Origin of the sequence: Microbulbifer sp. SAOS-129_SWC (assembly GCF_039696035.1) — a bacterium.
In the GTDB taxonomy this organism is placed as follows: Bacteria; Pseudomonadota; Gammaproteobacteria; order Pseudomonadales; family Cellvibrionaceae; genus Microbulbifer.
The window spans coordinates 1,614,921-1,639,050 of the sequence record NZ_CP155567.1 but is presented as its reverse complement, the minus strand read 5'-3'; the positions used below and the strand labels follow the sequence as shown (position 1 = coordinate 1,639,050).

Sequence of the window (24,130 nt, the reverse complement as noted above, 5' to 3'; positions counted from 1 at the left end):
GTCAGGTGCGAATCTTGTATTCGCACAACCCGCCAGCAAAGCCCCCAACCCCGATGCACTGAATAAAAAAGGCAGCCCGAAGGCTGCCCACTGTGAGACGCGATGGTAAATCGGGTCAGAAGAATTTGTGCACACCTGAAACAATAGCGCACCTGTTGAAGAACAAACTGAAGGTACCTATGCGGAAGGAGCATCTATACAGACATCGCCTCTCCGATTGAGGCCGATTGAAGACTCCCCGCTAGTGATCCTGTCCTTTTTCCATCTCGCGGTAATACTGTTTCAAGATTCCGAAGGCTTCTTTCTTATTGCCGTGATCGTCAATCAACCCCTTGCGGTTCCAGCCCTGCTGGTACACCGGGTGGTTGCGGCGGGGAGAGCGGAAGTCTGCCAGAATCCACGGTGCCACACCGCTGTAGTTATCAGGCATACGTTTTAACATCTTGATCTGCTCCCGGTAATACCACGCCTGGTATTCCTCGCTCCAGCGGGTCTCTTGAGCGGCGTGGAAACCGCCCTTGGCGCCCGCACCGGTTTCGCTGATAAACAGCGGCTTGTCGTAGGCTACTTCCCAGTTTGCAGTGCGACACATATCGGGCGTTCCACCGTACCAGCCCAGGTATTCGTTCACCGACACTATATCGGTGTAGGCTCCCAGCGGATCCTCAATGCGGTTGGTTTCCGGGTTGTAGTGGACTTCCAGCGCCGCAGAAATCAGGCGACTGTCGTCGAGGGATTTGGCCGTATCGATCAGGGATTTCATAAACGTGGTGCGCACTGGGCTGACTGGCGTCTCGTTGCCAACCGACCATATGATAATGGAGGCCCGGTTCCTGTCGCGGGTGATCATCTCCCGCAGCTGGGTCTTGGCTTTATCCAGTACTGCGTCACTGCCGAAATCGATCGTCCAGTACACTGGAATCTCCGACCACACCAACAGCCCCATTTTATCCGCCAACCGAGTCATCTGCTCGTTATGCGGGTAGTGGGCAAGACGCACCATATTGGCATTCAGGTCCTTCGCCCAATCGAGTAACTGCCTGTCATCGGCCTCGTTGTGGGCTCGACGCATTTCCTGAGGTACTTCTTCGTGAATAGCAATTCCACGCAGAAACAGTTTTTCGCCGTTTAATAAAATCTTCTTGCCGGAAACCTCAATCTTGCGAAAGCCGATATCATCGGCCAGTGTTTCACCATTGTAAGCCAGGTTGACGCGGTACAGCTTCGGGTGGTCCGGAGACCAGAGTTTCACATCTTTCAGTGCCAACTCAAACTCCAGCCGATTCCCGCTTACCGGATAATGCTGCTGAACCCCCAGCTCCGGGATTGTCAGCGTCACATCGCCGCTGACGGCCGGCTTATTGAGAGACACACTGCCAGAAATAAGATAATGGTTTTGCTTTTTCGCCTTGAGGATATCCTGCGAAGGATCCAGCTCCACCGCGTACTGCTGGATAAAGTTACCCGGTGTGATCACTAACTTGACGTCGCGGGTAATACCGCCGTAATTCCACCAGTCGGTATTGACCGTGGGTATCGCGTCCGGGTGACGCTTGTTATCGACTTTGACAACAAGAAAATTATCTTTTTCCTTGAGTAACCCTGCGGGAACCTCAAAGTTAAACGGGGTAAAGCCTCCCCTGTGCACACCGAGCTTTTTTCCGTTCAGGTAGACGTGCGCCTCGTAATTAACTGCGCCGAAGTAAAGAAAAACGCGCTCATTCTTCTTCAGCCTGCGCATATCGAAGTCGCGCTGATACCAGACTGTACCCTCGTAGTAGGTAAACTTGTCATCCTGGGAGTTCCAGTCACCGGGAACCTGCAGGGTGTAAGGCGACTGGTAGCCGAATTCGTGGCGGTCGGACTTGTGCTTTTGTACCGGCCGGTTCCAATAGGCCCAGGGATCGCCCTCACTACGCTCGGTGTGGCGGTAGGTATAAAATCCTGTTTCGTACGGATCTACGATGTAGTGCCAAGTGCCATCGAGAGAAATCGAGTCCCTGCTATCAGTATCGACAATCAGGTTTCCTGAAGCCAGAACAGGGGTAACTGTTAACATCATCGCCAGGAAAAAAAACAGTCTTCTTATCATAGAAACTCTCCACTACAGAATCAGCCTGAAACCTGGCTTATCAAAAGGCCACCGCCAATTTACATTGGATAAATAATGTAGAACGGCCGCCACCCATGTAAAAAATTCAAAAAAGGCAGCCCGAAGGCTGCCTGAAAGTGAGACGCGTTGATGAGCCCGACTAGAAGGAGTAGCGCGCGCCGAGCGCGAAAGTCCGACTGTAAATCGAGTTGTCCGCGTTAAAGACGTTGGAGTTCTCGTAGTAGCTTTGATACTCGCCATTCAGCAGATTGGTTGCATCAAAGGTAACCAGCAGGTTGTCCGTTACGTCGTAGCTTGCCTGGAAATCCATACTGGTTTCCGCCTTGCGGTAGACACCCAGGGGGTTGGCGAACAGACGGGCTGCGTAGCTGTTCAGGAAGTCATCACGCCATACGTACGAGAGACGCATGTCGACGGGTTGCTTGTCGTAAATCAGTACAGCACTGTAGGAAGAATCGGATACACCGAACATCGGTGAATCCTTCATTCCAACCTTGTTACCCACTTCGTCGAATACCGGAACTTCCTGGGCAGAGTCCAGTCCGGTGTAGCTCACCTGGAGACCCAGGCCGTCGAGTGCTTTGGGCAGGAAATCCGGGAAGTAGATAGCCCCCAGCTCGAGGCCCTTCAGCACGCCGTTTGAGGCATTTTCCGGACGGGTCAGGATATACGGATAAGGTTCCGTCGCATCGGCTTTCTGATACGTCACGCGAGACACGGAATCGTAGACAAAGCCGTCGATGTTGCGCTGGAACAGGGTACCGTACACCGCACTGTCATCGGAGAAGTACCACTCCAGAGAGAGGTCAAGGTTCTTCGATTGCACGGGCTTCAAGTCCGGATTACCACTGCTCGCGGTGCCATAACCAATATTTGTCACGTCATCGTAGTAGTAGACATAAGAGTTCAACTGATTGAAACTCGGCCGACGCAGAGTCTCGGTATATGCGAGACGGGCTTGCAGATTGTCGGTCAGGTGATAACGGACCATCAAGCTCGGCAACAGCTCGGAATTGCTGGACGAGGCGTCGCTGGCATAGTCTTCGCTACCCGGCTCCAGTTCGATGTTGTAGAAGTCCATGTCTGTGCCGACGTTCACGTAGCGCAAACCGAACTGGCCATCGACTCGCTTACCGCCCAGCTCTGTATCGAAATTGGCTTCCGCATACAGGGCAGTGGTGGATTCCTGAATCTCGAAAGTGGTCGCCAGAGACTGATTTTCCAGACCGTAAGCCGCACGGACTTGGTTCGCGTGGTCATGTAGGTAGTGACCGTCGGCCGCTGCCCAGGTTGTCGGGAAATCTGCACGTCCGTCGAAGAAACTGTGATTGATATAAACCGCACCCGGGTCAAGGCTGCTGACCGGTACACCGGCAAAGCCATCCTGTCCGCGGGTCGCTTCATTCGCACCGCGGTCGTCGTAGCGCAGACCAAACTTCAGACTGTTGACCGGACCCCAGTTGACATCCAGGTCGCCATCCAGCGTGAGGGTAACTGCATCGCCGCCGCTGCTGTTGCCATTGTCATAAAGCTGGGCCATGTTCCACTGGGAAGCATCGGCCAGGTCACTTTCGTCCACGTCCGGCGTCGCCGGGTTGTCATAGAACTCCAGGGCCGGATTGCCGTCACCGTCGTTGAAGTCTATCCCCAGGCCGTAGGCAACGCGATCGAAGCGCGCGGCGAAGAAATCACTCTTGTAGTCGCTCTTCTGATAGACAATTTCGGAATTCAGACGAAACGAATCGCTGATATCCCACTTGCCGCCCAGTGAATATACATAACTGTCGGTCTGGCTTTTGGTCAGGTCGCCACTGGTGAACCCGTAAGGCGCAGCAACATCGCGCGACTTGACCACGTTGGTGCCCGGATACAGCTCCACGTCCCCGCCACGGGGCAGCGCCGTGTTGTCTCCCCACCAGTCGACAAAAGTAAACATCAGCGAGTTGAAAGACTCGTTGCGATAGCCATTGTAGAAAGCTTCAAACAGGTACTCGGAGGAGTCGTTGGGTGCCCACTGCAGGGAGATATTCGCGGCGGGGCGCTCGCGCTCACCAGTGTAATCGCTGGCGAATACGGCGTCGCGACCCAAAACATAGGGCACGTCCTCGCCATTCATTTTCAGAGTGGAACCGGCACCATAAGGCAGGCCAGACTCCAGGCCCGGCTGCCAGATCGGATCTTCGCTGGCCCGGCCGTCATTGGGGAAAATACGCTCGTATGGAACCCAGCCATCCACTGCGTCGCCGGTTAAAAACGGGACCGCGGCACCCGAAGTGGCATTCTGGTCGCGGTAATTGGTCTTCGCATAGGATACATTGAGCAGAGCACCAAATTCACCCGCACTGGTCTGCCAACGATTGCTGAACAAGCCGCTCAGGTTGGGATCGGTGGAATCCGCCTGCTCCTGATTGATTGCGCGACCCGCCACTACCACCTTGCTACCCTTGAAATCGAACGGGCGCTGGGTGTGGATATCGATCACCCCGGCAATACCGCTCTCGATCTGGTCCGAGGAGCGGGTTTTGTACACATCCACTGCTTTGAGCAGGCTCGCGGGTACATCAGCGAGGGCGACGGAGCGGCCGGAGGCGGTGAAAATCTGACGGCCATTGACCGTTGTGGTCACGTCGTTCAGGCCACGAATGGAAACGGTATTGGCTTCACCTGCACCGCGATCGGTTACCTGCACACCGGAAACGCGCTGCAGCGCTTCCACCACGTTGTTGTCCGGAAACTTGCCGATATCCTCTGCGACAATGGAGTCGACGATCTGCATTTTCTGCTGCTTGATGTCGATTGCCTTCTCGAGACTGGCGCGTACACCGGTCACGACAACTTCTTCCAGGGCGGCATCCGAGCTTTTATCAGTCGTTTGTGCGACGACCTGCATACCGCCCATGGCGGTGGCCATCGCAATAGATGAACAGAGCAAACGCTGCTTGAACATAATCATCTCCCATCTGGGTTTTATTATTTTGCTTGCCGAATTTTCAGAGCCCGACTTCACAGCACCAGGCCCCGCGAATTCCGTGCTATACCTCAGCGCGGAATCTCACCAACAACACCACTGCCCCGACGCACGGATAAAAATTCCGGACACAGGAGAAACGGGGGCTGGCGCCACAGACTCCGCACACACCACTGGTGTTTGAAGCCCATATCGGTATCGGGTCAGGTGCCGGCAGTCAGGCTGTCGGCTGGGGAGGATATTTGCGGCTGTACGGCCAACGCTACGGCGGCGTCGACGCAGAAGTGTTGAGGCTCTCTCTAGCTTCATCGCCTGTTCCTCTCTCTATTTGTTATTTTGGCGCTTATTTCAACAGAGGTCGATACGCGCTTCTTTTTTGGCGGGTCTGATTTACCCGACTGCCGGTGCAGATCGTTGAGTATTCAGCCCTATTTGTATTATGAATAAGAATACTATCCAGCAAAAAACATGGAGTCAACGCCTAAAATACGCTTTTTGTTATACATTATGATTATTTTCGAAGTCATGGGATCGCTGGTTCCGGGGGCTGCGATACTGGCCTGCAGCCAGCGGAAAAGCCCGTCCGCCGGGACTTTCCGAACCAACGCCACCCCGCTCAAGCCCCCTCGACGGAACCACCGCAACCAGGGACGAGTTCTCCAAACCATCAATTAATATTGTATTACCATACCTCAATTGGCAAGATAATGCTCCCCTTACCGGTACTCCCATTGACCGGGAGCCGGCGGGTACGCAGTACAAAAATAACGACCAAGATGAGGGAACCATTCAATGCAGATCATAAGAATGCTCAGCTATATGCTGCTGCTATGCAGTTGCGGCCTCGTGCTGCCCGGCTGCAAGGGCAGCGGTAGCGATACGCCACCGGCAGCGGAGAGCCAGGACAACGGCGCAGCCGGTAACGGCAGCCAGGACGGCAACGATCAGGGCAATGATCAGGGCGGCGGCGATGCCGATGCAGGCAGTTATCCGCCCACCGTCGATGCCAGCGCGATCGCGTACAACGATATGGCAGTACACGATCCTTCCGTGATCCGCACCGACGACGGCACCTACTACGTATTCGGCTCGCACCTGTCCGCGGCCAAATCCACCGACTTGATGACGTGGCAGCGGGTGGCGGAAGGGGTCGACGATAACAACCCGCTGTTCAACACCTACGCCAGTGAAATCTCCGCGGGCATCGACTGGGTCGGCGGATACGAGGGCTCCTGGGCACCCGACGTGATCCGGCTGAAAGACGGCCGCTATTACTTCTACTACGACCACTGCACCAACCCCGCTACCGGCGAGTGTGACCAGCCGCGCTCCTATCTGGGCGTGGCGGTATCGGACAATATCGAAGGCCCCTATAACGATCTCGGCATCTTCCTGCGCTCCGGCATGACCGACGAGGAAATCGCCCAGGGCTACGGTCCCGCCGGCGTCACGCATTACGATCCCACCGTCCAGCCCAATGCCATCGATCCGAACGTCTTTCACGACAAGGACGGCAACCTGTGGATGACCTACGGCTCTTACTCCGGCGGTATCTTCGTACTGCAGATGGACGAGGACACCGGTATGCCCAAACCCGGCCAGGGTTATGGCACCCACGTCGCCGGCGGTCAGCACAGCGCGATCGAGGGCAGCTACATGCTCTACAGCCCCGACAGCGACTACTACTACCTGTTCATGTCATTCGGCGGTTTCGTCTCCACCGACGGCTACAACATGCGCGTGGCGCGCTCGCACAATCCCGACGGCCCCTTCCTCGACGCCGAGGGCAACGACATGGCAGCAGCCAAAGGCAGCTGGGAATCCATCGCGCCTTACGGGGTAAAACTGATGGGCGGCTTCAACTTCGCCTCCGACGCCGGTGATCCGGTGCCGAGCCGTGGCTACCTGTCGCCCGGCCACAACTCCGCCTATTACAATGCGGACACCGGCGAGTACTACGTGATCTTTCACACCCGCTTCCCCAATCGCGGTGAAGAGCATGCCGTACGCGTGCACGAGATGTTTATCAATGCCGATGGCTGGCCGGTGGTATCGCCGCAGCGCTATGCGCCGATCGCGGGTGACAAGCATGTCGAACCGGAAGATCTGGTTGGGGATTACAAGTTCATCCCCCACGGCAAGGACATCAACCGCACCGCCAAGAAGACCCGCTACATCCGCCTCAACAGCGACGGCACTGTCAGCGGAGAAGTCAGCGGTACCTACACGCTGTTCGACGACGATCCCCAGCGTATCGATCTGGCACTGGCCATCGACGGCAAAGAGAAAACCTATCGCGGCGTGACGCAGTGGCAGTGGAACAACGGCGCCCGCGCACTGGTGCCGGTATTTACCGCGCTGGATGGTGAAGGGGAAAGCATCTGGGGTAGCCGCATGGCCACCCGCAGCACCGGCGACGTGCTCGCCGATATTGCCGCGGACCTGACCGTCCCGGAAGTCGCCAGGGGCGGCAGCCTCGATCTGCCGCAGCGCGGCACCCGCGGAGCCACCATCGACTGGAGCAGCAGCGACACCACAGTGGTTACCGGCAGTGGCCGTGTCACCCGCCCGAATGTGGGTAGCGGCGATGCCAGTGCCACGCTCACGGCCACCATCGCGCTGAACGGCCAGCAATTGCAGCAGACCTTCACCGTCGAGGTGCCGCAGCGGCTGCCCTACAACCGCAGTGCCCACTACGCGTTTGACGACGATCTCAGCGACCGTCTCGGGCGCTTCGCCGATGCCACCGCCACCGGCGATCGCCTGTGGAGTTCCGGTTCGATCGATTACAACGGCGGCCACGACGGCGACGCGCTGCAACTGAACGGCAGTAACGGCGTGCGCCTGCCGGACGGACTGATCGACAACAACGAATACACCGTGTCTTTCTGGGCCAACCCCACCGCCGTTAGCGCGTATAGCGCAGCCTTCTTCGGCGCCGTGGACGAGCAGCTGGACGACAATGGAATGCCCTACTCCAACCGCTGGATCAGCTTCCAGCCCCAGGGCTGGGACGGCAACACCATGCTGTGGAGCGGTAGCGAGCAGTGGTTCGACGGCACCACCGGCGCGCAGATTCCCGCCGGTAGCTGGACCCATATGGCATTTTCCGTCGATCGCGGCCAGGTCAGCGTCTACCTGAACGGAGTGAAGAAATTCACCGGTGGCACGCTACCGGATTTTTTCACCGGTGCCAGCGGCGTCTTCGCCCTCGGCGTCAACTACTGGGATACACCCTACAACGGCCTGATCGACGATCTGAAAGTCTACGACAGTGCACTCAGCGCGGAGGAAATCCAGGATCTCGATATCACGCCCAAGTCGAGTGCCGAGCTGCTGACTTCGGCCGCAGAGCAGCTCGACCTTGGCGATATCAGCGCCGTGCGCGAAGACCTGTTCCTGCCAATCAGCGGCGCCTATGCCAGCGCCATTCACTGGACTTCCTCAGACCCGGCGGTAATCCGTGTTGACGGCGAGACCGGCAGCGTTACCCAGCCGCAAGGCAGCGATGCGCAGGTCACCCTCACCGCGACCATCAGCCTCGACGGCGCCGAGCAAAGCAAGCGCTTTACCGCCACGGTGAAAACCCAGGGACCGCCGAATCCCATCGCCACGTTCAGCTTTGAAGACAGCCTCGGCGACAGCAGCGGCGGCTTCGGTGCCGGCAGTGTCGTGGGTACCGCGATCGACCAGAGTGGCGGAAGTGTCAGTTACGCCGCGGGCGTGGTGGGCAAGGCCCTGGTACTGGATGGCAATTCCGGCGTGCGACTGCCGGACGACCTGATCACCGACAACAGTTACAGCTTCACCCTGTGGCTCAATCCCGCCGCACTTAACGCCTATACCACCAGCTTCTTCGGCTGGGCCACCACCGACAGCTGGATCAGCCTGCTGCCCAATGGTTTCGGCACCGATACCATGCTGTGGTCCGGCAGCGACCTGGGCACCGGCTGGTACGACGGCCATACCGGCGAGCAGGTTGCCACCGATACCTGGAGCCAGCTGGCAGTGGTCGTCAATAACGGCGATGTCAAAGTCTATGTAAATGGCCAAATGAAATTCAGCGGTACGAATTTCCCGGACGTCTTCGCACCGGTGGCCAATACGCACTTTGCACTGGGGGTCAACTACTGGGATACCCCCTACAAGGGGATGCTGGACGAGTTAAAAATCTACGACGAAGCGATGACAGCGGAGGATGTCACCGCGCGCTTTGATGAGGAGCTGCTCGGCAGCCAGTAATATCACCTTCGACAATCGTCCCGGGCGCTGCCGCGCCCGGGACATCTACTGGACATTGCCTCGCGCGGGATACCGCCTCCCGCAGGCCCCCGTCTCTGCCCAACCAGGCTATTTCACCGGACCGATCGAAAATAAGCTCAGCGCCTTGAGCTTCCCGAAATCCAGGGGTTTTTCCCCGGCACAAGATAAGACCGACTACTGGCAGCGAAATCAGGCATCGCTGGTATCCGGCAGTTGCTGGCGGCGTTCATCGCGCCACTCGCGCGGCGCGCTTGCCACCCGGTTGCGCCCGTCCTGCTTGGCCCGATAAAGGGCCATATCGGCGGCCTCGAACAGCTGCAACCAGTTGCTGAAATTGCCGCGATCCAGACCGGCGACACCAATACTGATGGTCAGCGGCATAGCGTTAAAATTCAGCCCCGCCACCCTGCGCACCAGCCGCTGCGCCAATTTCTCTGCCTGCTCAATACCGGTGCGCGGCAATAGAATCGCGAACTCCTCTCCACCATAGCGGCAGGCCAGGGACGGTTTGCGGGTATCGCGCTCAATGAGCCGGCCGATAGCGCGGATGGCGAGGTCCCCCCGGCTGTGACCGAAGCGGTCGTTAATGGCTTTGAAGTGGTCCAGATCCATCATCAACAGTGCCAGTGGCGAACCGGAACGCTGTGCAAAACTGAACTCGCGCGGCAGCTGTTCGTCGAAATAGCGGCGGTTGTAGAGGCGCGACAGCTCGTCGATATAGCCGCGCCTGCGGATTTCATTGACCCGCGCTCCCAGTGCCAGCGACAGCAGCACCATCTCGATCAGTGCCGCGACCTGAAACGCATTGTGGGTAAAGCTGTTGTGGGGTAGCAGACCGAAGGTCTTGAAGACATAGACGATAACGCTGGCCAGTAACGTTATCCAGCCCACCATAAAATAGCGTGCGGAGTAAGAACCGCGCATCAGGCTGATCGCACCCAACACCAGCAGCAGGATACTGGTACTCAGGGCAAACAGCGTAAAGGCCGTAATCATCACGCGATAGCTGACGAACGGAGAGATCAGTGTCAGCGGAATCATGCAGTACATCAGCAGGCGCGCGAGTTTGTCGGTTCGCGGTGCCAGCTGCCGACCAGTGCAAATCTCGCGGGCAAACTGGATTCCGAAGATCAGGGTCAGGCCGAGCAAAAATACCAGGCTCTCGTTGGCAAGCCAGGGATTGCCGGGCCATACCAGTTGGAAAGACACACCGTTCAGCCCGCCAAAATAGAGCCCGTAACTGAGTGCATAGCCCATATAGTAGGCATAGGCCCGATCGCGCACTGCCAGAAACAGGATCAGGTTGTAGAGCACCAGCACCAGAAAGCCGCCGTAATAGATCCCCAGCAGCAATTGGTCCATTTCCAGCTTGCCCAGATACGCGGTTTCGCTGCTGACCGAGAGGCCGATATTCATCGCCCCCTGGCTGGCAAAGCGCAGGTAGTAGGTGCGTTCACTGTGGGGTGGCAAGGTGACGGGAAAAATGAAATCCCGCAGGGTCAGCGGTCGACTGCCGAACGGGCGCCGATCCCCGGTCGCCACTCGCCGCCACTGGCCCAGTTCGTCTTCGGCCCAGAAATCCAGGTAGTCGATCAGTGGATAGTCCTGACGGATCAGCAATGCCAGGGTTCGGTCGGAAGGGTTGTGCAGGGTAAAAGAGACCCAGTATGCGGAAGCGCTATAACCGAAATTGGCGGACTGGTGGGGCCAGTCCCGCAGTTCGCCACGCTGCGCGGCCGCGCGAACCTGAGCAAAATCCAGGCTGCCGGGGCGATCGGCCAGTATTTTCAGATAAGGGGTAAGTGCAGTGGAAGGCTGGCGGGGGGCCACCTCCAGCACCGCCGCGCACGTGCCGCCGGCAAACCAGAACAACAACACCCCGCAGAGAGCAAAGGCCAGTTTCATCCCTAAGAACCCGGTTCGTATTCTGTATTCGGCTGTAGCACGGCGTCCTTGCCGGGCCCGCTGTATTTTTACTGTTCCTCGATACTATCACAGGGTTTAGCGCACAGCGCACCCCGGAACCGGGTATTTGCCCATTGGCGGCGCGGGCAGTCGGGCGGGTCGGGACCTGTGCCAACCAGATTGGCAGGCTACCGAAAAGGGCTTTTTCAGCAGCCTGCCAGCCCGACTATGGAACTGCAGAGTGCAAATCGAGCACGTAAGTGCTTGATTTGCCAGCGAGTGCCTGCAGACAGTTAGCGCCAATCCGGGCACCGGGCGACACCGAAAGGCATTCGGGCAATACGCGTCGGGTGTTCTCACAAGCCCTAGTTGAGACTCACAACCAGCACCGATTTCGGTGGCAGGTCCAGGGTCAGCTGACCGATATCGGCACTGGCACGGTAGCCGGCCGGCTCAACCGCCTCGGGTGCGTCAAAGGTATTGCGGGCATCCATGGCCGCCGCGGTCAGCAGGCGCCCGCGCGCGCGGGTGACTTCCGCCCCCTGGACATCCACCGCGACCTGGCGCGCCTCGCGCGGGTCCAGGTTTACCAGCGACAGATACAACTTGCCGTCCTGCCCACGGGCAGCGGAAGCGCTGATCCCGGGCACGCGGGTGTCGCCCAGTTGGTAGCTCTGCGGGTGCTCGATCTCGAGTGGCAGCGACGTGGCGTCCTGGAACACCTGGTACATATCGTAAACATGGTAGGTGGGGGTCAGCAGCATCTTGTCTTTATCGGTGAGGATCATCGCCTGCAGCACATTTACCATCTGCGCGATGTTGGTCATACGCACCCGTTCGGCGTGGCGCTGGAAAATATTGAAATTGAGCGCCGCAACCACCGCGTCACGCAGCGTATTCTGCTGGTACAGGAAACCCGGCTCCCTGCCCTGTTCCGGGTTGTACCAGGTACCCCACTCGTCCACGTAAAAGCCGAGTTTCTTATCCGGATCGTTCTTGTCCAACACCTGCTCGTTGTGGCGGATGAACGTCTCCATACGCAGCGTCTGCCACAGAGTGGAGATCCACTGTTTCTCACCAAATCCGGTGGCATTGCCCTTATCCCCCCACTCGCCGGTCGGCAGGGTGTAATAGTGGAAGCTGATGCCATCGATATTGTGGTTGATGCGACGGCTCAACACATCGGTCCACTCGGTGTTATCGCCGGTGCCCCCGCTCGCCACCATATGCGGGTGCGCGCCGGGAGGCGTCTTGAGGAAAGTGGCAAAGCGGTTGTACAGGTCGGCATAGTAGTCCGGCCGCATATTGCCACCACAGCCCCACGCCTCGTTACCGATGGCGAAGTAGTCCACCTTCCACGGCTTGTCGCGCCCGTTCTTGCGTCGCTCCTGCACCACCGCGGAATCGCTGTCGCCGGTCATATATTCCAGCCACTCGGCCATCTCGCGCGGATTGCCGGTACCCAGGTTGCCATTGACGTAAGCCTCGGCGCCGAGCAAATCCACCAGCTGGAAAAATTCATGGGTGCCGAAAGCATTGTTCTCGGCCACCCCGCCCCAATTGGTATTGACCCGGACCGGGCGCTTGTCCCGCGGGCCGATGCCGTCACGCCAACGGTATTCGTCGGCGAAGCAGCCGCCCGGCCAGCGCACCAGCGGCACCTTGATCTTGCGCAACGCCTTGATCACGTCGGTGCGAAAACCGTGGATATTGTCGATGCTGGAATCTTCACCGACCCAGATGCCGCCGTAGATACCCCGCCCCAAATGCTCGGCAAACTGACCATAGATATCCCGGTTGATGGTAGCACCGGGGTGCGTAGCGTCTATTTCAATACGAGTGACGGCATCGTCCGCCACTGCCGGCAGCGCCAGACTGCAGACCACAGCGGCAAACCATTTGCGCGCGAGAATCGCCATCGTTATCTCCCTGTCTTCATTGTTGGTTTTTTTTCGTTACGACATCACTGAATAAAAAAAGGTGGTATACATCTGCGATGCAACCACCCAAGCCCGATAACCGGTAAACAGGCATGTAAGGATTAATCCTGTGGCCGCGGAAATCGCTACCTCATTAATAACGAGGTGCGATTTCCCGGGCCCCGGGAGCGGCCATTGGCCGCTCCCGTATAAAGACACAACCGATACACAATCTGCTCAGGAGCCCTCTGGCAGCTCCCGCAGTTGGAATTTCTGGCAGTCGCTTCCCTCCCAGGGTGCCTGGGCGATCTCGGTACCATCGGCCAGGCCACAGTGCGCCAGATCCAGGTTCAGCTCGCTCTCGCGATTGACAATTTTCACACTGCCGTCCGCGAGCGGCTCCACCCGCCATTGACTGGAAGTGGAATCGCAGCGGCCAAGAACCACCTTGGCACCGGGCACGACTGCACCGTTGGCAACCGTCATACACTGCTTGCCGGCGCGCAGCTGCAGAAAACCTTCGTCCGCAGCTTCGAACTTCCAGCTCTGGCAGCCGTTGTCGTGCCACTCTCCCTGATTGACCGCCGCACCCTTGCCACAACCGGGCGCCTGCACTACCCGGCCGCTTTGTACGCTGGCTATAGCCACCGCGTGCGACGGCTGCAGACGCCAGAGGCCGCATTGGTCACCATTGCAATTGGCCACAGCCAGGGGCTGGCCGGTCTGGCGATTGCGCAATTGCGTCCAACCGTTTTCATCCTGCTGTATTTCCCAGCGCTGCGCTTCGGTGTTGGTCCAGGGTGCCAATTCATGCTCGACACCCAGGAAGTCACCGCTCGCCACATTGGCGAGGCGATAGGCACCGTCGGCGGTGTTGTCGATGACCCAGCGCGCCCTGTCCGCGGCGCAATCCCCCAGCTTCGAACCCGCCAGGCACTGGCCCGCACCATTGACCAGCTGCCATTGGGCTCCCTGCACTTCGGTGTTCAGCGGGCCATTCTCCCCGGCGGGCAATTTCTGCGGCTGGCCCTCGGGAACCGGCTCGCCGAAATTGGGGGTTCCATCTGCGTTCCAGGTAAATTTCTGTGCGCGCACCGAACGGGTCGCGCTGCAGCCGTCGGTCTCCCTGGAGTTGCCGTGGTAGACGAGCCAGTCCTCGCTGCCGTCGGGCGAGGTAAAGAAACCGTTGTGGCCGGGCCCGAAAACGCCGTTGCCACGCTGGAAGACCGGCTCGGGCGTCTTGGTCCAGTCGTCCGGGTTCAGCGGGTCGTCGCCGGTAAGTTCTTTCATCGCCAGCTTGTAGTCCGGCGTATCGCAGAAACTGGCCGAATAGATCAGGAAGGTGCGGCCATTCTTTTGCAGAATCTCCGGCCCCTCGTTGACCTTGCGACCGCTCTGTTCCCACTCGGCTTCCGGTCGGGTCAGCACGACTTTTGGCCCCTCGATGGTCCAGGGGTTTTTCATTTTCGCAATCCAGTTGAGCTGCTCGTCGCCGACCCACTCGGACCACAGCAGGTACAGCTGCCCCTGGTACTGCAGATAGGAACCGTCGATATTCCAGCTGTCCGGCATCGGGGACCCCTTGTAGACATAGGGGCCCATGGGATCATCACCCACGCTCTCCAGTACCGACAGATGCTGGTGATCCAGGGTGCCGTGCTGACCGGACGTATACATCAGGTACCAGCGCGGACCGCTGGGGCCCTTCAGCCGGTGAAATTCAAACGCCCAGAAGTTGCAGCACCGCGACGGGTCGGTATCCGACCAGATGTTGACCGGCGCCGCCGTGGCGAGCCCGTCCAGCGTCGGCGACTTGCGCATGACCAGCTGTGACGTCCAGGTGGTGGTGGTCAGGTAGTAATTGCCATCGTAAAAGGTCAGCCATGGATCGGCACCGTTGCTGAACAGCGGGTTACTGAATGTCCCCTCGGGCACTGCACCTGTCTCGGCCCGCTTTGCCACAGTCGGCACTGCGGCCGATTCACTGCTGGTGGCTTTGCGCGCATCGGCCGGCGGCTCGCAGCCGGCCAGTGTGGCCATGGCCAGGCCAGCCAGCACGCATAGTTTTCCGGAAACGGTTTTCATCGATCTCTCACCCCATTCGATCCCGTGTCAAATAATCAATCAGTCCAATGCCACCCACACAGGTGGAAACTTGAAGACAAAACCACCATGGCCACGCATCGCAACCTTGACCGCACTATCGGTAATCAGCTCCCGGTTGCGCGGATCGATAAACGACAACGCCATCACTAGCGTGCCATTGGTAGTGGCAAGCCCGTGTTGCCACTTCGCCCTACAGGCAGCCAGCAGTAACGCCGGTATCAACAGGCCATTTTTTCCCATGTTCTGCATCGGCAATCCGTCACTGCAAGGTCTCTAATTTACTGGATCCACACCTTCGGACGTCATCACTACCCGCTGCAGGGTACCGTCCGGGTTGTAATGCAGATCGTCGATACACACCGAGCGCCGGAAGCTGCCACCTTTGGGGGTACCGCCATTGTGGTAAACAAAGTAGGAGTGCCCTTTGAAGTCGATAATCGCGTGGTGGTTGGTGTTGGAGTTGCCCGCCAGTTCATTGAGAATGCCCTTGTATTCCCACGGCCCCTCGATTGATTTACTCATCGCATAGGCGGTCTTTTCGGGGAAGCCTGTCGAGTAGGTGAGGTAGTAGTAGTCGTCGTGCTTATGCACGTAGATCGCCTCGGTGAAGTTGGGCAGATCGAGGCTGTGGATGGGGCCGTCCAGCTCGACCATATTATCCTTCAGCCTGGCGTAGCGGGGTTTGGTATTGCCCCAGAACAGATAGGCCTGGCCGTCATCATCGACAAAGACCCGCGGGTCCAGGTCGTCCCAGTCAATATCGGTATCGGTGGTCATGTCGTTGGTGATTAGCGCCTTGCCCAGCGCATCGTGGAAGGGACCGGTGGGGCTGTCGGACACCGCCACACCGATGGCAAAACCGTTGATATCCCGGTGGCGCACGGTGACATACCAGTAGTATTTACCGTTTTTCTCTGCCACATCGCCGGCCCAGGCATCGCTCTTGGCCCATTTGAAATCTTTCAACGACAGCGGCGAACCGTGGTTTTTCCAGTGCACCATATCCTTGGAGGAAAACACCAGCCACCGGTTCATCTTGTAGAAACTTTTGTTGTCCTTGGCCTCGTCGTGGCCGGTGTACAGGTAGACGGTATCACCGTGCACCAATGCCGCGGGGTCCGCAGTCAAAACATCGGTAATGGCCGGGTTGGCCGCCAGGGCCGCCGGTGCCAGCAGCACGGAGATTAACAGGCCGGCGAGGCCACCGTTCAATCGCTTGTTCATCCTGTTACCACTCCACTGTTTCAATACAGATTTAATTAATTCGCGGAAGATTCAATCGCCCTGTGCCTGGCGAAAATCCGGCATGCCGTGTTTATCCCAGTGCAGCACTCGCACCCGTGTAGCGCGGTTTGGGTCACGCAGCGGATCGCCTTTGATATCGCGGTAGTCACGCGCGTGATACACCATCAGGTCAGTGATACCGTCCTCGGCCACGGTAAAGCTGTTGTGGCCGGGGCCGAAGCGCTTGACCGCAGCGTTGGTATAAAACACCGGCTGCGGAGACTTGTGCCAGCTGTGCTTGTCCAGCAGGTCGGCATCTACATCGGCCCACAGCAGGCCCATGGCGTAGCGGCTGTCGGTGGCACCAGCGGAATAGCTGACGAACACTCGGCCGTTTTTCTGCAGCACCGCCGGGCCCTCGTTGACCTTGAAGCCGGCGGTCTCCCAATCGAATTCCGGCTCACTCAGGGTAACCACCGGCGGTTTGATGGTGGTGGGGGAAGTCATTTCTGCGAGCAGCAGTGCCGAATTGTAGGTACCGTTGGCATCGGACTGGGCCCACAGCAGGTAACGCTTGCCGTTGTGAGCGAAGGTCGTGGCGTCGAGGGAGAAGGTATCGAGCGGTGTTTTTATCTGACCCAGCTCCTCCCACTCGCCCTGCAGGGGATTGGCGCTGCGATTGCGCAGAGCATAGATACGGATGTTCCACGGGCGCTCGGTCTCACCGGCCGCAAAATAGATGTACCAGGCCCCGTCGATGCGGTGCAGTTCCGGAGCCCAGATGTGGGCGCCCATGAGGCCGCGCCGATGCTTGCGCCAGATTACCTTCACCGGCGCCGTGGCGAGACCGTTGATCGTGGTCGCGCGGCGCAGCTCGATGCGGTCAAATGCGGGCACGGTGGCGACAAAGTAATAGTTGCCGCCATCACGCAGCACCCAGGGGTCGGCACGCTGGGGCACCAGGGGATTGTGGTAAACGGCAGCGCCGCTGTGTGGAACCGGAGCGGAATCACCACTCAGGCCGGCATCGGCGGCTACAGCCGCTGTCGCCCACACCAGGCTGGCGCAACCTATCCGGGCGAGCGCAGCACCCACCCGTCGCCAACACGGGCGCCACTGTAAAAACTGGATCATCGTCATCGCTGTGCGGTCTTTATTGTTTTCTTCTGCGGCAGCTTCGGTTGCCGCACTGCCAACAATATTATTATACTACTAATAACGCCACAACCCCGCTTTATGCCGGATTCGTTCCGGCCCCGGGCGGTGCCACGCGATAGAGAGAACCACAACAATAAAAGCAGTAGCGAATAACAAAGAGAGCCCCCATATGTACCCCCAGTCCCCTGCCCCGGCGGGCAACAAACCCGTGCGCCGCTGCGCCCTGTTGCTCGTAGCTGCCCTGTTGAGCCTGGTGTTTGCCGCCTGCACGCGCGCCGCGCCCGAAGGCGCTCATCCCCAGGTAAGCATCCACGATCCGGTCATGGCCCGCGAGGGCGACACTTACTACCTGTTCAGCACCGGCCCCGGCATTACCATCTACCGCTCGAAAGATCGTATTCACTGGCACCGCGCCGGTCGCGCCTTCGCTACTGAGCCGTCCTGGGCCAAAAGCGTGGCCCCGGAATTCAACGGCCACCTGTGGGCGCCGGACGTGATCGAGCGCGACGGCCGCTATTACCTCTACTATTCAGTCTCCGCCTTCGGCAAGAACACTTCCGCGATTGGCGTGACCACCAACAACACTCTGGATCCGGATTCGCCGGACTATCAGTGGCGTGACCAGGGCATCGTCATTCAGTCAGTGCCCAACCGGGACAACTGGAATGCGATCGATCCCAATATCGTGCTGGGCGATAACGGCACCGCCTGGATGGCTTTCGGTTCCTTCTGGGGCGGGCTGAAGCTGGTCAAGCTGGACGACAGCTGGACAAAGCCGGCCCAGCCGCAGGAGTGGCACACCATCGCCCGCGCCGAGCGCCCGCCCTTCACGCCGACAGCCAAGCCCGGCCCGGCGGAACTGGAAGGCCCGTTTATCTTCAGGAAGAACGGCTATTACTACCTGTTTATTTCCCGTGGCCTCTGCTGCCGCGGCGACGACAGTACCTACCGCCTGGCCGTGGGCCGCGCCAAGCAGGTCACCGGCCCCTACCTGGACAAACAGGGCAAGGATCTCGCCAACGGCGGCGGCACTCCGCTGATCGCGGGTAACAAACGCTGGCCCGGCCTGGGGCATAACGGTGCCTACACCTATGACGGCAAGGATTACCTGGTTCTGCACGCTTACGAACATGCCGACCACGGCCTGCAGAAGCTGAAAATCCTTGACCTGAAGTGGGACAAAGACCTGTGGCCGGTTGTGGATCCGGCTCAGCTGGACACGTTCAAAAGCCAGCTGCTGGATTGACCGGCCACCTCCCCCTTCTCCCCCCGCGGGAGAAGGCCGGGATACAGAGCGACGACCGTATCGCCGATCCCACTCCCGCAATATTGATGCAGGTAACCCGATGAAAAGAATACTTTCCGCCCTCGCCCTGTGCTCCGTGGCCGGCATTGCCGCCGCGTCCGCCGCTGCAGCACAGCCCGGCGCCCCGGTAGAAGCATTTCCGCTGTCCGATGTGCGCCTGCTGGACAGCCCGTTCAAGCACGCCCAGGACACCAACATCGGTTACATACTGTCGCTCGACCCGGACCGGCTCCTGGCGCCCTTCCTGCGTGAAGCCGGCCTCAAGCCCAAAGCGGAGAATTACGGCAACTGGGAAAACACCGGCCTGGACGGTCATATCGGCGGACACTACCTCTCCGCGCTGAGTCTCGCCTATGCCGCCACCGGCGACCGCGCGGTGCTGGAGCGACTGCACTATATGCTCGACGAACTGCAACGCGCGCAGAAGGCCAATGGCAATGGCTATATCGGTGGCATTCCCGGCGGCGCGAAGATGTGGCAACAGATCTCCGCGGGAGAAATCAGCGCGGATTTGTTCACCCTGAACCAGAAATGGGTGCCGCTGTACAATATCCACAAGCTGTTCTCCGGCCTGCGCGACGCCTACCGCTATGTCCGCATCGAACAAGCCAAAACCATGCTGGTACAGCTCTCCGACTGGGGCGTACATCTGTTCGGCAAGCTCAGTGATGAACAGATACAGGACATGCTGCGCAGCGAGCACGGCGGCCTGAACGAGGTCTACGCCGATGTGGCGGAGATTACCGGCGACGACAAATACCTCCTGCTTGCCCGTCGCCTCTCACACCGCGCGATACTCAACCCTCTGGAACATCACCAGGACAAACTCACCGGCCTGCACGCCAATACGCAGATTCCCAAGGTGATCGGTTACGAGCGCGTGGGCCAGCTCTCCGGTGACAAAGCCTGGCAGGACGCGGCGGAATATTTCTGGACTGATGTGGTGGAGCACCGCACCGTGGCCATCGGCGGCAACAGCGTGCGCGAGCACTTCCACAGCCGCAGAGACTTCTCGTCGATGATCGAGGATGTAGAGGGGCCGGAAACCTGCAACACCTACAATATGCTCAAGCTCACCCGGCTGCTGTACCTGGCACATCCGCAAACCCGGTATATCCGCTATTACGAGCGAGCTTTATACAACCACATCCTGTCATCGCAGAACCCGGACACCGGTGGCCTCGTCTATTTTACCCCCATGCGCCCGCAGCATTACCGCGTCTACTCCCAGGCACAGAAAGACATGTGGTGCTGTGTGGGTACCGGTATCGAGAACCACAGCAAATACGGTGCGATGATTTACGCCCACCGCGGCGACAACCTGTTCGTGAACCTGTTTATTCCCTCCACCCTCAAGTGGGAGGAAAAACACCTGACCCTGAGCCAGCGCAACCGCATTCCCGACAACGAATCCACCAGCATCACGCTGGACCGGGACGCGGACTTCACCCTGCAACTGCGCTATCCCCGCTGGGTAGCACAAGGGGCTCTGGCAATCCGTATCAACGGCAAGCCGTACCAGTTTGAGAGCAAGCCCGGCAGCTATATCCCGATCAAGCGCCACTGGAAAGCCGGCGATCACATCGAGGTGGCCCTGCCAATGCACCCGGAAATGGAACAGATGCCGGACGGCTCCGACTACTTTGCCCTGCTCTACGGTCCGGTGGTACTGGCGGCCAAGACACAACCGTTCGCGCATGAAAAGCTCAACTATTTCGCCGACGCCAGCCGTATGGGCCACATCCCCAGCGGCCGCATGTGCCCGCTGGACCAGTCACCGGTGTTTGTCAGTGACAACCACAATTTTCTCCAGGAACTCAAACGCCTGCCCGGCAACCAGTTGCGCTTCGCGGCGCCGAAGGAACTGCAGACCAGCAGCCATAACAAGCAGCACGACAACCTGGAGCTGATCCCGTTTTTCCGCCTGCATGAATCCCGCTATATGGTCTACTGGCCGGTGGAAACCCCGGAGCAACTCGCGCAGCACAAACAGGAATACGCCGAGGCCGACGCCGCGCGCCTCGCGCTGGCCGCCGAGACCGTCGATACCATTGCCCCCGGAGAACAGCAGCCGGAGGCAGATCACTTCTTCGCCGGAAAAGAGACCGAAGCGGGTATCCACAACGGCCGCCACTGGCGCCACAGCAGGGACTGGTTCGGCTACCAGCTGAAGGACCCCAAGCAGGAGGCGAAGACACTGCGTATCACTTACTACGGGCTGGACGCGGGGCGCACATTCTCGATCCTGCTGAACGGGGTCAAGCTGGCCGACGTGACCCTCAAGGGCAACAAGGGGGATGATTTCTTCAGTGTGGATTACCCGCTGCCGCCGCAGCTGCAGAACCGTAAAGCACCGCAGCTGAAACTACGCTTCAGGGCCGCACCCGGTTCCATTGCCGGTGGTATCTACGGTATCCGCTTATTGCGGGATTGAGGCGCGGTTTGCGCCGGGGAATCTTCCGGCGCAATTGACCTTTACACCGGGAGAGGAAGCCCCCTGCCATCATCGGGATGGCAGCAGTGGGCCGCTGACCAACGGGTGGCGCGGCGAAGGAATGCATCGCGGGATATCGAATGAAATGCAGGGGGCTTCGTTGCGAAATAAAAGCGATGGCGAAATACGCTACTCGCGCCGCGCACTCCGCCCCGGATGAAGGCAGTTACAGCGCTGCCAGCGCCGCCGCGTAATCCGGCTCGTCGGCAGTTTCGCTCACCTGTTCGCGGTACAGCACTTTGCCATCGGTATCTACCACGACAACCGAGCGCGACAGCAAACCGGTTAGCGGGCCGGAATCAAAAGTCACGCCGTATTGCTCGCCAAAATCGGAGCGAAAGCAGGAACCGCTCAATACATTCTCGATACCTTCCGCACCGCAGAAGCGCGCCAGTGCGAATGGTAAATCCGCAGAGACATTGAGCACCACCACATTGTCCATGCCCCCGGCACGCTGGTTGAATTCGCGCACCGAGGTTGAGCAGGTCGGCGTGTCTACCGAGGGAAAGATATTCAGCACCAGGCGCTGACCGCGAAAATCAGCAATGCTTTTTTCGGACAGGTCGGTCATCGTTACGCTGGCATCGGGTGCGACGCTGCCAACTGCGGGCAGCTCACCGACGGTCGTAATGGGATTCCCTTTAAGGGTGACAGTCGCCATATTCATTTCCTTTCTGACAGGCTGGAACGAGTTCAGGCCATTGTATGTCAATGGGCATAAAGCCTCCAAACTCCGGCAGCAAATTCACCTCGCGCCGGCTGAGTTCAGGCTCTCCGACATCGAGTGCCGGCAACACAATGAATTCCGATCTCGCTTTTGAGGCGAATGGTATCCAGTGTGTCACCTATAGGACTTGGAACATCGGCTTGCGCTTAGAAGCCGGCTATCCCGTGCGCAGCCAGCCTATTCTGCAGCGCATTGATTTCCGGATGCTCCAGAAATGCCATAATCTCCTGCGCGCGTCCCGGTCCGATTCCGGGAAGCTGCTGCCATTCATCTAACTTACGCGCCGACAGACTCGCAAAGTCCTCGCCGTGCCAGAATTCGGTATTCAGGCGGCTGGCCGCGGGCATGCCCAGTGCCGTCATCCAATCGCGGAAATCGCGTGCGCGGGCTGCGCGGAAATTGCGCTGGAGATTCTGTGCGCGCGTGGCACCGATACCCGGCAGCGCGGTCAGTGTCTCAATGGGGATATCCAGCCACGCCACCAGGTCCGGCAGCAAGTCCGCATCCACCAGTGCCTGCCAGCGTTTCTCGCCGATACCACGAAACCCCAGCTGCTCGCCGAGCCACTCTGTACGCGCCAGAAACTGTGCCCGGCAGCCTTTCGCCGGGTGCCAGCAGGTCAACGGGGTATAGTCGTGCGGATCGGGGATCTGCAGCGGCTGGCGCAGGCTCGCCGGTAACATCACGTCGACAATCTGCGGAATCGTCTGCCCGGCCAGGGCAATGCGCAGCTGGTCACCGGGGCGGATATCCATGTTGTGCCACTGCTCAAAGGATCCGCTGCTGACACGGCGGATCTCGCGGTCGTCAAGTTCAGTGGGGGCGATTTCCACCACCGGTACTATCTTGCCGGTGCGGCCTACCGGGAATTCTACATTGACCACGCGGGCCAGCGCGGTCTGCGCGGGGTATTTCCACGCAGTTGCCCAGCCCGGCGGCTGCGGCAGCCAGGTTGCCGCCGCGGGGCGCCGGCTCTGTTTGAGCACGATACCGTCAGTGGCGAATGGCAGCGCGGCGTGGTACCAGCTGTTGCGCCACTGGCGCACATCTGCGAGTAAGGTTACCCGGTGCGTATAAACGCCGGTGTCGTAACCCAGCTGTCGCAGCCCGCGTACCCGCGCCGGTAGCGTCGCCGGTCCGCGCGGCCACTCCCAGATAAAGATACCCAGCGACTCCGCCTGTCGCGATGTCAGCGTGTTGCTGGCCATGGCGCCGCTGGCGCGGCCGCGCCCGTTTGCGCTGCCGTCAGCCTGTATATGCCTGTCGAAGCGCCAGTAGACCTCCCCCTGCAGCACCAGTTCTGCGCGGTCATCCGGAATTCGATTGCGGATCGCGGGAATCAGCAGCGCATGGCGGGTCCAGTCCTGGCCGCGGCTGCCATCGCCGCGACTGATCATGCGTACCAGCCGGCCGCTGTGGTACACCAGTGTCACCGCGACACCGTCGACCTTGGGCTGAATCCACAGTTCACCGTGGCGGTGCGCCGCAAGCCAGTCTGCCACGGCATCAGCCGTGTGCAGCTTGTGCAGGCCGGTATGCACAACGGGATGCGCTACAGTCCCTCCACCGACGGACTGCGGCTTGGATGCTGCCATCGCCAGTGCGGGAAAACAGCCATTCCACTGCGCCAGCGTCGCACGGGCACGATCATAGACGGCATCGTCTACCAGTGCCTGGTGTTGAACATAGTAGGCATTATCCCATTGGGTGATTTTATCGTGGAGATGTTGAATCTCCGTTTGCGCCCTGTCCGCCTGCCAGTCCGGGCACTCGAATGCTTTGGATAGCGCGACAGACGGCGGTAGCGCCAGTAGCGAGATCAGTGCCAGGCGGGAAAGGATGTGAGAACAACTTGCGAGGGGATATCGATAAATCAGGGCCATATCCGTTGACTCCTGCTTTGCGGTTCGGCTTTGCTGTACGCGGTTTCGTAGGGTGTACGGTGCA

At 59.2% G+C, this 24,130-nt stretch carries 13 protein-coding genes; 3 read left to right on the top strand and 10 right to left on the bottom strand.

The window, feature by feature from the left end:
* Positions 1 to 241 precede the first annotated feature (241 nt).
* Both ABDK11_RS06895 and ABDK11_RS06890 read right to left on the bottom strand, forming a co-directional pair.
* Positions 242 to 2,092 carry a glycoside hydrolase family 2 TIM barrel-domain containing protein gene (locus ABDK11_RS06895; protein ID WP_346839562.1) on the bottom strand — a complete coding sequence of 617 codons (1,851 nt, stop codon included), beginning with the start codon at positions 2,090 to 2,092 and terminating at the stop codon, positions 242 to 244.
* Positions 2,093 to 2,252: 160 nt separating this feature from the next.
* Entirely contained in the window at positions 2,253 to 5,060 is a 2,808-nt protein-coding gene (locus ABDK11_RS06890; protein WP_346839561.1) for a TonB-dependent receptor, read from the bottom strand.
* Between the two features lie 813 nt (positions 5,061 to 5,873).
* Here ABDK11_RS06890 and ABDK11_RS06885 point away from each other — a divergent pair.
* Complete coding sequence (locus tag ABDK11_RS06885; RefSeq protein ID WP_346839560.1) at positions 5,874 to 9,323, top strand: LamG-like jellyroll fold domain-containing protein; 3,450 nt, start codon at positions 5,874 to 5,876, stop codon at positions 9,321 to 9,323.
* Between the two features lie 210 nt (positions 9,324 to 9,533).
* Here ABDK11_RS06885 and ABDK11_RS06880 read toward each other — a convergent pair whose 3' ends face one another.
* The 6 genes from ABDK11_RS06880 to ABDK11_RS06855 all read right to left on the bottom strand — a co-directional run bounded on the left by ABDK11_RS06880 (position 9,534) and on the right by ABDK11_RS06855 (position 17,632).
* Positions 9,534 to 11,249, bottom strand: a complete 1,716-nt coding sequence (locus ABDK11_RS06880; RefSeq protein ID WP_346839559.1) for a diguanylate cyclase — start codon at positions 11,247 to 11,249, stop codon at positions 9,534 to 9,536.
* A 365-nt stretch (positions 11,250 to 11,614) separates the two neighbouring features.
* Complete coding sequence (locus tag ABDK11_RS06875; protein WP_346839558.1) at positions 11,615 to 13,168, bottom strand: alpha-L-arabinofuranosidase C-terminal domain-containing protein; 1,554 nt, start codon at positions 13,166 to 13,168, stop codon at positions 11,615 to 11,617.
* 237 nt (positions 13,169 to 13,405) lie between these two features.
* Complete coding sequence (locus ABDK11_RS06870) at positions 13,406 to 15,253, bottom strand: family 43 glycosylhydrolase (RefSeq protein ID WP_346839557.1); 1,848 nt, start codon at positions 15,251 to 15,253, stop codon at positions 13,406 to 13,408.
* A 39-nt stretch (positions 15,254 to 15,292) separates the two neighbouring features.
* Positions 15,293 to 15,523, bottom strand: a complete 231-nt coding sequence (locus tag ABDK11_RS06865; protein ID WP_346839556.1) for a hypothetical protein — start codon at positions 15,521 to 15,523, stop codon at positions 15,293 to 15,295.
* 24 nt (positions 15,524 to 15,547) lie between these two features.
* A complete protein-coding gene (locus tag ABDK11_RS06860) occupies positions 15,548 to 16,498 on the bottom strand; it encodes a glycoside hydrolase family 43 protein (RefSeq protein ID WP_346839555.1) in 951 nt (316 codons plus the stop codon).
* Between the two features lie 51 nt (positions 16,499 to 16,549).
* On the bottom strand, positions 16,550 to 17,632 hold the full coding sequence (locus ABDK11_RS06855) for a glycoside hydrolase family 43 protein (RefSeq protein ID WP_346839554.1): 1,083 nt from the start codon (positions 17,630 to 17,632) through the stop codon (positions 16,550 to 16,552).
* 193 nt (positions 17,633 to 17,825) lie between these two features.
* Here ABDK11_RS06855 and ABDK11_RS06850 point away from each other — a divergent pair, with 193 nt between their 5' ends.
* On the top strand, positions 17,826 to 18,902 hold the full coding sequence (locus ABDK11_RS06850; RefSeq protein WP_346839553.1) for an arabinan endo-1,5-alpha-L-arabinosidase: 1,077 nt from the start codon (positions 17,826 to 17,828) through the stop codon (positions 18,900 to 18,902).
* A gap of 100 nt (positions 18,903 to 19,002) precedes the next feature.
* Positions 19,003 to 21,396 (top strand): glycoside hydrolase family 127 protein, encoded by a 2,394-nt coding sequence (locus tag ABDK11_RS06845; RefSeq protein WP_346839552.1) that lies wholly within the window; start codon positions 19,003 to 19,005, stop codon positions 21,394 to 21,396.
* A gap of 226 nt (positions 21,397 to 21,622) precedes the next feature.
* Here ABDK11_RS06845 and tpx read toward each other — a convergent pair whose 3' ends face one another.
* Complete coding sequence (tpx, locus tag ABDK11_RS06840; protein ID WP_346839551.1) at positions 21,623 to 22,117, bottom strand: thiol peroxidase; 495 nt, start codon at positions 22,115 to 22,117, stop codon at positions 21,623 to 21,625.
* A 212-nt stretch (positions 22,118 to 22,329) separates the two neighbouring features.
* Positions 22,330 to 24,066 (bottom strand): NAD-dependent DNA ligase LigB, encoded by a 1,737-nt coding sequence (gene ligB / locus ABDK11_RS06835; protein ID WP_346839550.1) that lies wholly within the window; start codon positions 24,064 to 24,066, stop codon positions 22,330 to 22,332.
* Positions 24,067 to 24,130 lie beyond the last annotated feature (64 nt).